At 36.9% G+C, this 10141-nt stretch carries 7 protein-coding genes and 1 tRNA gene; 2 read left to right on the top strand and 6 right to left on the bottom strand.

The genetic code is table 11. From position 1 onward, the window contains the following. Nucleotides 1-912: GH3 family domain-containing protein (locus ACQR30_RS04670; RefSeq protein WP_429731960.1), on the bottom strand; the 912-nt coding region annotated here is incomplete at its 3' end. A gap of 156 nt (nucleotides 913-1068) precedes the next feature. Here ACQR30_RS04670 and ACQR30_RS04665 point away from each other — a divergent pair. Continuing rightward, nucleotides 1069-1152: transfer RNA gene (locus ACQR30_RS04665), tRNA-Leu, on the top strand. Between the two features lie 242 nt (nucleotides 1153-1394). Here ACQR30_RS04665 and ACQR30_RS04660 read toward each other — a convergent pair. Beyond that, the gene (locus ACQR30_RS04660) at nucleotides 1395-2171 is read right to left on the bottom strand and encodes an Hpt domain-containing response regulator (RefSeq protein ID WP_429731957.1); all 777 of its coding nucleotides are present in this window, start codon (nucleotides 2169-2171) and stop codon (nucleotides 1395-1397) included. A 701-nt stretch (nucleotides 2172-2872) separates the two neighbouring features. Between ACQR30_RS04660 and ACQR30_RS04655 the strand changes: the two genes are divergently transcribed. Then, the gene (locus ACQR30_RS04655; protein ID WP_429731954.1) at nucleotides 2873-3316 is read left to right on the top strand and encodes a response regulator; all 444 of its coding nucleotides are present in this window, start codon (nucleotides 2873-2875) and stop codon (nucleotides 3314-3316) included. Between the two features lie 46 nt (nucleotides 3317-3362). Here the strand turns inward: ACQR30_RS04655 and ACQR30_RS04650 are convergent, their stop codons facing one another. From ACQR30_RS04650 to ACQR30_RS04635, 4 genes are all read right to left on the bottom strand, one after another. Then, entirely contained in the window at nucleotides 3363-4451 is a 1089-nt protein-coding gene (locus tag ACQR30_RS04650; protein WP_429731951.1) for a hybrid sensor histidine kinase/response regulator, read from the bottom strand. Between the two features lie 26 nt (nucleotides 4452-4477). Further along, nucleotides 4478-6622 (bottom strand): sensor histidine kinase, encoded by a 2145-nt coding sequence (locus tag ACQR30_RS04645; RefSeq protein WP_429731948.1) that lies wholly within the window; start codon nucleotides 6620-6622, stop codon nucleotides 4478-4480. Between the two features lie 255 nt (nucleotides 6623-6877). After that, entirely contained in the window at nucleotides 6878-9190 is a 2313-nt protein-coding gene (locus tag ACQR30_RS04640; RefSeq protein ID WP_429731945.1) for an Rv1355c family protein, read from the bottom strand. 73 nt (nucleotides 9191-9263) lie between these two features. Beyond that, nucleotides 9264-10094, bottom strand: coding sequence for a hypothetical protein (locus ACQR30_RS04635; protein WP_429731942.1), 831 nt, complete (start codon nucleotides 10092-10094; stop codon nucleotides 9264-9266). Nucleotides 10095-10141 lie beyond the last annotated feature (47 nt).

The raw sequence follows: 10141 nt of genomic DNA, 5'->3' as shown, positions 1-10141 counted from the left end.
TGTGGGAATAAATTCAAAGAAAATACCCGAGTTGGTATTGAGCAACATTCCGCTTTCTGTTTGGGAATCTTGAAAAGCAAAGAAACCTTCCGAAGCGGGGAAAAGTTCAATAGAGTCTATTTTTTTGCCAATACAATCAAACAACTTTTGCTTATAAGGCTCAAAATTTACGCCACCATATACAAGTACTGAGAAGTCCGGGAAAAGGTCGATAATCTTTTTTCCTGTTTTTTCAGTCAGACGGTCAAAATACATCTGAACCCAAGGTGGGATACCACTGATGAGGGTCATATTTTTATCAATAGTTTCTTCTACAATTTTGTCCAATTTCGTTTCCCAATCCTCAATACAATTGGTTTCGTATTTAGGAAGTTGATTGGTTCGCAAATATGTCGGAACGTGATGATTGACGATGCCGCTAAGCCGACCAGTGGGAATGTCTGCAATGCGATCCAAGATAGGAGAACCACTAAGGAAGATCATATTTCCGTTAGTGAAATCCACGTTTTTGGACTGTGCAATATAGCAAAGTAATGCATTGCGAGCGGTATCAATATGATTGGAAATAGATTCCTTTGAAATAGGAATATACTTGGCTCCGCTCGTGGTCCCACTGGTTTTGGCAAAGTATAGTGGTTTGCCTTTCCATAATATATTTTCTTTGCCTTCTTTTATTTTTTCTATATAAGGTTTTAATGCTTCATAGTCTCGTATAGGAACAGCTTGTTTGAAATCATCGTAATTTTTTAGAGAATCAAAATGATGATCTTTGCCAAATTGCGTATTCTTTGCTGATTTTAATAAATGCTGCAAAATAGCTTCTTGATCTTTCAATGCAGAAGCCATCTCTTTTTTTATCTTATTGAATATGATACTGGCAAAAGGCTTTGCCAAAACTGATTTCACTTTCATTCCTACCGAATTTCTTGGATGCCAAAAGTAAACTAAATGTTGGAACGGCAAAAGACTCCTTTTTATTTTACAATTGTATAGATAGTTTGCAAATGTCGATGCAGTTGAATCTTTCATATGGTTGTTTGTTGTAAAATATTATATTTGCACACTCAAGCCCGGGTGGCGAAATTGGTAGACGCACTGTGTTCAGGTCGCAGCGTTCGCAAGGATGTGCTGGTTCGAATCCAGTCCCGGGCACAAAAGTGAATTAAATGTTAAAGTCATTGATTCACTTTTTTATTTTCGTTCCTAAGGTGCCCTAGTTTTTTCCGCAGTAGTATAGTATTTGATAGAAAATAAGGAGCATTTGAAAGAACAATGCGTATCTCGCAATGTGGTTTGGATATGGATTGAAGTATAAATTTATATTTCAATCCACATGAAGAAGTTTGTCTGGATAATTGTACTAGGGGGCGGACAAAAATGAACCAAATACTAAATTACTGGTTCGCTTTCGTTTTGAGGTAATTCGACAATATTTCGTTGACGACTTTTATCTCAGCCTCCAGTTGATTCATTAAATCATTTATTGTGTTGTCTTCGATATCTTCTAACGCCTCTAATTTGGACGTTATAAAATTTACTTTAATTAGACCTGAGGTAGCAGCAGCACCTCTGAGTTTATGAGAGGCGGCTTTTATTGCTATTAAATCTTTTTGTTCTATATATGCATAAAAATTATGCAAGGCTTCATTCATAGATTTTATAATTAGAGAAATAAATACCTTTTCGAATTCCTCGTCTTCGAAAGTATATATATGTATGATATCAAAATTTACATGTAGGTTCTCTTCTTCCTCATCCTTACCCAACCATTTTATTAAAACTTCCTTTAGCGTTTTCTCTAAAACTGGAGTAGCTATAAAATCGTTCATACCGGCCTCTAAACATTTTTCTTTTTCGCCTTTCATATCACGAGAAATAAGCGCTATAACGGGTATTTGTTTGCCCTTTACTTTTTCTCTGATGAGTCGCGTAGCTTCCAATCCGTTCATTGCGGGCATTTGTACATTCATTAAAACTAGGTCCGGTGAGAATTCAAGTGTTTTATTTACTGCCTCTTTTCCATCATGAGCTTCTTGCAACAATGCATTTGGACGTATACGGCTAATGAGTGCTTTGATTAGGCGCATATCTGTCCTCTTATCCTCGGCAATAAGAATTTTAATTTGTTTCCGAATAATAAGCGAGTTAGTCGTTGTCTCTAATTTTTCCAATTTGTCCAGCGCTTTATTTTCTTTTTAATTTAGAAAACATGCCATATAAGACTATAATTCTGGTATTTTAATAAATAGCATGAGTTCCCAAACTTAAAATGAGGCGATAAAATCAGTATGACCTTACAAAAAGAGTAGAATGAAAACACTTCTAAATTCGTAATTACCAATAACTTATACTTATTAAACGAAAAAAAATCACTCTACTATCCAAAGGTAAAGAATCTATTGAAGAGTTGAAAAAATATTTTTTACTTCAGAGGAAAGGGGAATTGTGGGATGTTATAGTGGCTTTGCAAATCTATGTTGTATAACATAATGTACGGAAGAAGGTGGGAATAGGCGTGTTGGACAAGCTAAAAGCCTAAGGAGTTTGATTATTGTTCCGCCTTTGTTCTTTCTAATCTTTATTTGACAATCTATTTGTAAATTTAATACTTTGCAAACATAGAATGGGTTTTGCGTCAAAAGCGGTGATGTGCAAATTTGCGGCTTAGCGCTTTCATAAAACTTGGATAATAAATGGAAACTTTTATGATCCGAGATCAGCCCGAACGAAAAGCCGGTCACGTATTATACCGTATGCTACGAGTGGCACGGCAAATCAACAACATAGCCAAATGATATACCCAAATGTTAACGGATGTTGTGAATTACTATAGATTCTTTTATTTTTCCTAATTTTGTGGCAAACGGAGTTTATGAAGCCTAATAAAATTACAGTGCTGTACGTTGACGATGAGCAGGATAATTTGTTCTCATTTAAGGCTACTTTCAGAATAAAATACAATGTTTTGATTGCCTCTAATGGAGATGATGCTTTGAAGCTAATGGAATCTAATCCGGTGTATATCATTATTTCTGATCAGCGGATGCCACAGATGACGGGTGTGGAGCTTTTGGAGAAGGTACAAAATAGTTATCCTGATACTGTACGTCTATTGCTTACTGGATACGCAGATATGAACGTTGTGATTGAGGCAGTAAATAAAGGTAAGATTTTCCATTATTTGACTAAGCCATGGCGAGAAGAAGAGTTAAGTCAGACGCTTGAAAAAGCTTATGAATTCTGGAAGGAAAAACAATCGCTTAAATCCACCAGTGAACAATTGGAATTTATGCTCCGGCAGAGATTATTGTCTTGATATTGACCGGACTTGCATATGATCCAGAGACGAACTTTTCGAGACCTCATTTTTTATTGGGGATCGTTAACTTAAAATCTGTTCCTTCGCCCACAACAGAATGAACTTCCATATGCCCTCCTAATTTATTGAGCGCATTTTTCACGTTGTATAAACCGATGCCAGATCCCGTGCCATGATTGTTTACTTTAGAGAACAGGTTGAAGATCTCTTCGTAATGACTTTCCGGTATGCCAATGCCGGTATCGCTTATGGTAATAACCGCTTCAAGATCATCCGCCTGCATGTCTACGCTAATCCTTTTATCCTCAAATTCTTTCTTCTGATATTTAATAGCATTCGTAATCAGGTTATTAAGAATCATTTTGATTAGATGTTCGTCGGAATAATATAAAGTGTTTTGACGAACCTCGATCTTAAAATTGATTTTATTAGTGTTGACATAAATATGGAAAAGCGCTTTTAACTCTTCTGCTAAAAGATTAAAATCAATCTCGTCAATTTTAAGTGTTCCTTGCTGTGATTTATAGTAATCGTGCATTCCGGCAATATAGTCCTCTTGTTTAAATATGGAGTTTTCTATCAGGGTTAACATTTCCCTGATTTCGGCTAGATCCGACATCTGAATCATGGAATCTACAGCAGCTAGAATGCTAGAAAGTGGACTTCGTAAATCATGACTTACATTATAGGCAAATTTATCTAATTCTTTATAAGCTTCTTGTAGCTCCTTATTTTTAATGTGAAGCATAGAGTTCGCGAGATAGAATTTATTGGCTTCCTCGATAGCGGAAATAATATCTACTTCAATCCAGGGCTTCCGAATATATCTAAATATATTACCACCATTGATAGCTTTGATGACAACGTCGATATCGGTAAATGCGGTGATTAATATTCTAATGGGTAAGGGAAACTGCACCTTTATTTCCTCAAAATAAGCGACCCCTGTTTTTCCGGGCATGCGTTGATCGCAGAATACGACTCTGATGTCCGGGTTTTGCTGCAGAATAGCCGTGGCCTCTTCGGTATTTACCGCAACGAAAATTTGATACTGCAATCGAAAAGAGGCTTTAAATCCCAGTAGATTATCCCGTTCGTCGTCGATATAGAGTAATTTGAGTTTGTCGGACATTTGAATTGAATTTTGGGGGTCTTACTTTATTGATCTATGGAAGGATCCTGATAAATAGGTAAGGTGATAGTGAATTTGGCGCCATTTCCGGGAGAAGACTCTATTTGAATGGAACCGTTATGTTTTTTAATAATTGTGTGGCTGATAGACATGCCAAGGCCAGTGCCTTCGCCCACGTCTTTTGTGGTAAAGAATGGATTAAATACTTTGTTTTGCGTGTCTTCATCCATACCTATGCCATTGTCCTCAAAAATGATAACCACAGTCTTGAGTTCAAGGCGTGTAATAATTCTAATTTCGCCACCGGGTTTTTTATCGAACTGTTTGTTGACCGCGAAAATGGCGTTGGACAGTATATTTAGGAAAACCTGATTGAGTTTTCCGGGGTAACATTCGATGGAAGGTAATTCGCCGTAATCTCGTACGATTTTTATACTGCCCACCTGACTACTAAGAATAATCATGGCGGAGTCAATGCCTTCCTGTAAGGAAGCATGTTTAAGACTGTCTTCATCCAGACGGGAAAATAACCTGAGCCCTCTGACGATTTCAGCGGTTCTGCTAGCACCGTTATGTATACCTTTGATTAAGTGTTCTACTTCGGTACGCAAATAGGTTAAATCCTGTTCTTCACTGTATTGTTGTATTTCAGCTATCTTCTCCTCTTTTGACTTATCAGACAGTGCTATTTGTTCTATATAATCAATGGCATTAAAAAGAATATCAATATCCCGCTTCAAGGGGGAGACATTGGAAGTGACAAAGTTAATTGGGTTATTGACCTCGTGGGCGATGCCTGCAGTCAGCTGACCTAAAGTGACCATTTTTTCTGATTCAACCAGCTGGGTTTCCGCTTGTTTGAGGTCTTCCAGGGCATTGTTTAACTCTGAAGTACGTTCCGCTACTTTTATTTCCAGAGAGGCGTTTTGCTCACGGATAATACGTGCATTCTCTTTTGAGACGCGAAGTGCTTCTTCCTGAGACGCTTCTTTTTCCTTCTTAAGTATATTAATTTTAGCAGCAAGTGCAAAAGACAACAACATAGTTTCTGCCGCACTTCCAATTTGAATTGAGTGAACAGTCCAAAAATTATAATTAATTAACCCAAAGTCTTTAAGAACAAATATTATAATACTAATCAAGAAAACGGTCCAGGCAATCAAAAAATATTTGGCGGGTTTATATTTCTTATAATAAGCCATTATGATTGCGACCGTTAAAACAATAAGAGCACCGATTCCTGCCGTAATATTTATGGTGCTATATGCCACCAATTTATAGTTGCAAATTACCATCACAAAACCGGTTAAGTCGCCCAATATTATAACGTTGAGTGCCCAATCAAGGTAACGGAAGTTCTTTTTAACATATAGAAAAGATTTAGTAAAAATAATAGTTGCTATTCCCGACATGGCAGCGGTTAAAATGAGCATATGCTCTAACAACCATTTATTGGAAGACCATATAAAGCGTTGAGAATATCCGAATAGAGTGGCTTGGGTAATAGTTACCCAAAAGATATAATGAACATATGATAAATAATGTCGATCCTTAACCGAGAAATAAATAAACAAATTGTATAGCAACATTGCAAGCATCAGTCCAAAATACATCCCTGAGAATATATCAGACATGGTAATAGAAGAAATAATGCTTCTCTCCGTATTGAGCGTCAGCGGCAATAAAAGCCGTTTACTACTGCGAATCAATAAAAAGCAGGTTACAGAATCACCGGGAGGCAGATTAAGGTCAAAAATGTAGTATTGGTGTTTATATATCCTTTGTGATATAGGAGATCCTTCTTTTATGGTAATGCTATCCGCTTGGAGACTATTTTCCAAACGATATAAAGTTACTTTATCAATATTGGGATATTCCAGATTTAGTATTATTTTATTGAAATGAGATTCATTAACGATAGAAAATTTTATCCAAAAATTGTCGTTATTCATACCAAGGTTTGGCACATCATCGGACTGCATATGGAAAAGTTCCGGATGTTGACGAACACCTTCAAGCCCAATTTTGTTCGATGAGTCGAGGAATACAGAAACACTCTTACCGATATAGTTGTTTGCAATATTTGGCGTAAAATGTATGAATTGAGCATCCGCAATTGAATGTAGATGAACAAAGAAAATTAAGGATAAAAAAAATATAATATATTTCATATTAAAATATACTTCATCTGGTTAAAAATTGTTTAATAATTTTAGAAATATTCATTTGATATTTACCTTAAGATCCGAAGAATGTTGTAATTATTTTTTCTCCTTTTTAAAATTGAAAGACTCAGGCGAAAATGTTGAAGAATAGCCGTACCCTAATCAAGTATGAAATAACAGAAAAATAATATTATAGTGTGATTCAGAAAATAAAAAGTAAATAAGCACCTACATAAAAAAATCTCAACAGGTTACCCAACTTTATCGGTCAAAATTTATAAACAATTCATTTTGAGGTTTTCTCAATGACTTTATTTCAGAAGGTGCTGCTTTTGAAAGTTTCATCAGAAATACCATATCATAGGACGAATAATCCCCCTCATTAATGCCAAAAATGTCCCTAAATTCTTTGTTTAACTCTTCTAACAGTTTTATATTGTCCTGTGTTAATCCTTGGAAATCACCTTGTTTTAATTTATTCAGGAAAAAAACAGGGGAAAGCATTGGATGTACAGAAACCTTTTCAGCACTACAAAATAACCACATTCTCTCTATTGCCTGCCCCGCACTTAATAATGCTGCTGCATTAAAATGAGGTATCGTAACCAGGACCATACCTGAAGCCGATTTTAGCGACTTAATTGACATTCGCTTTAAACCATTTCCCACATTCCATTTAGATAACAAAGACATTGCTCCCCAATCTTTACCTATTCCAAAACCTGCTATCTCGCTTTGTGAAAGATCAGCCGAGGCTATATCAATACCGTCCCGTGTAATGGCGGCCTGCTCGTGAGACCAACGTACCTCTTGATAAAATTCTTTGTGACCCTGTTGATTCAATAGTCGTATGCGGTCGCATTCAGCAATAATATTTCCAAGTTTATCCAATTCAGTTTCTTGCTGTATGTAAGACAATTTTACCTGATCTGACATTGCTGCTACGTCTTGTAACTTACTATAAAATAATTGTTGTAGAGCATCATGGTTGCCCAATTTTCTATTGGTAGAACGCAGGAATATTTGGCTGCATAAAACTTTTTCCAGTTCAGTTGAGCTTCTATTTAACGCTTCAAATTTAATGACGGCTATAAGAGAACCTGACTTTTCCTTCATGGGAAAAAATTGAACCATAGCATCCTTGCCCAACGCGGCTGCTTGCAAACGAACATTTTCAATAGCTGTACCCAGCGCTATATAAGCGCCCATTTCTAAACAGTCTCCCCAAGACCAAGAGCTGTATTTATCGTGAAAAAGAAACAAACAATTATTTTGCTGAGCCCATTTCCAGGGTTGGTTATTCCCTGCAGAAGGGGCTGCAATGGCTGCTTTTATTATATCATTAATAAATGTTTCAGAAATGGAATTGGAGACCTGAGGATATAGTTCGAAATACTTTGCTAATTGTTCCGCAATTGATTTAAGATCCAATGGTTGGTGCGGATTTTTGAATTCAATAGTGGATGATTCTTTTGCTTCTCTATCTGAGATTAAATTTTCAAAATCAATATAATAACGACCCGAGTCATGAAATTGATCTAATAATATGCGACGGCAAACGTCGGTCGTTAGCGCACCCCCAAGTATTACAGAAGATGCTAATTGTGGCCAAGTTGTGATAGACTGCTCAACTTCCAGCATAGATGCTTTCATTCTTGCAGAAATTGTTTCTGCACCAACCATCTTAAGAATATACGGTATTTTAGCTTCATTATTTAGTTGTTTGATGCTTTCCGGATTAAGACCGTCGGCTAGACCATGCAAAATTGGCCGATCTGGTTGCAAATCAAATCGTTCTACATCTAACATGCCTTTATCGTTGGTATCCATTATTACAGGGATTCCAAGAGACCGCGCTTTAAAACGGGTTTCTATTTTTATATCCAGCCCATCACAAACCTCTACTACTGCATCTATCTTCCCATCTTCATTAAAGAAGTTGTCTATATTATTTTTATGTAATCCTTCAGGATATATTTTCACTTTTATAAACGGATCAATCTCTGCTATTTCCCTTGCAGCAATGACGACCTTAGAGACTCCTAAATTATGTACTCCTGCACGGATACGGTTCAGGTTGCTTAATTCTAGTACGTCAAAATCCGCCAGCCGCAGCTCACCGCAAATTCTTTCCATGGCCATGGTTAAGGCAATGGATTGTCCTACAGAAAGACCAACAATGCCAATCTTCTTTGTGGATAGTACGTCCCTTTCATCACGGGTGATCTTGTATTGGTTACGATTGGTGCGTACCTCAATGAACTCTGCTTCATCAAGTAAATGAACTAGTCTTTTGCTCCAGGGGTAATAGGCCCAAACACCATAATCGTTAATGTCTGTTCCTTTAAGATACTCTTGAATGGCAGAACTATAGTCCTCTGGCTTAATCTTAATGGAAGGGTTTCTGCTTTTGATGAGTTCAGATAGTTGACCCTTTATTTCATTGGAGACAAATAGCTCATTTGTGGATATAAGACTATTATATAGTTGTCTGTCTTCCTCTTTAGCTAGTCTTAGGATTGTTGGGATATAAACTCCATTTGTACTTTCTATTAGATTGTCAATTTGATTCATATTTGAATGATGGTTATCAGATTAAGAGTAGTATTGTCATATTATTTTGTGCATATTATTATCTCAAATTTATTTAGGATTGGTCGGTAAATAAATTTAAGCCCAAATCTCCCCATTCTTTTTTGAGGTATTTTTTCTTCGCATGATCGATGGTTTCTTCGAGATCCCATTTTTCAAGATTGGGAATGTCTAAGTTATAATGTATTTCAATTGATTTTTTGCGAAGTGTTTCCGACCTCACGATATTGAAGCTTTGTCTTAAGTTGAGAATGGCATTACGGTTTTCTTCATCCGCGGTTTTTAAATGACGGATATCTTCATGCAACATTGCCGTGGCTAAAAGATCCATTTTCGGATAATAGAATGTCCCGTTGTTTCCGATGGTTGTTAACTTGTGATAGCCTACACTCTCGGCCATTTCAACCGTATAGGGTGCACAAAGAGCAAACAGTGAGGTCAAACCGATCTGAGACGATATGGCGACAGCTGCACGCGTCAAAAAAATACTTCCAATTCCATATCCTGCTATTTCCCGGGAATTCCATAAACCACATATTTCTCCCGTACCTTGCTGGGCATATTTCCAAACCACATCTGTCACACTTGCATCTATTGTTACTGTTGCTTGTTCTATCGGGAGTGGTTCAGTTCCTCCGGCAATATGAACGCGCGCCCCCCCGTAAACTTTTTTTCCATCCATAGATTCAACAATGATAACGAAAGCTGCCGGATTCGTGGTCCATCCATGTTTTGAAGAAGTAACGTTCGTTACACCAATACTTGTGAGTACATGTGTATGTCCTTCTAAAAAGAGCTGACATGCCGCTAAGTCGTCTATTGCTCTAAATGCCCTTAACCTAACAGTGGGCTTCTCCTTACTTAACTCACTATCTATCAAATTCACTATCAGTTTTTTAAAATTTATTCAAGCTTTGCTTCATTCCGTCGCCG

Origin of the sequence: Arachidicoccus sp. (assembly GCF_050436765.1) — a bacterium.
Classification (GTDB): domain Bacteria; phylum Bacteroidota; class Bacteroidia; order Chitinophagales; family Chitinophagaceae; genus Arachidicoccus.
This window is presented reverse-complemented; position numbering and strand designations above follow the sequence as displayed.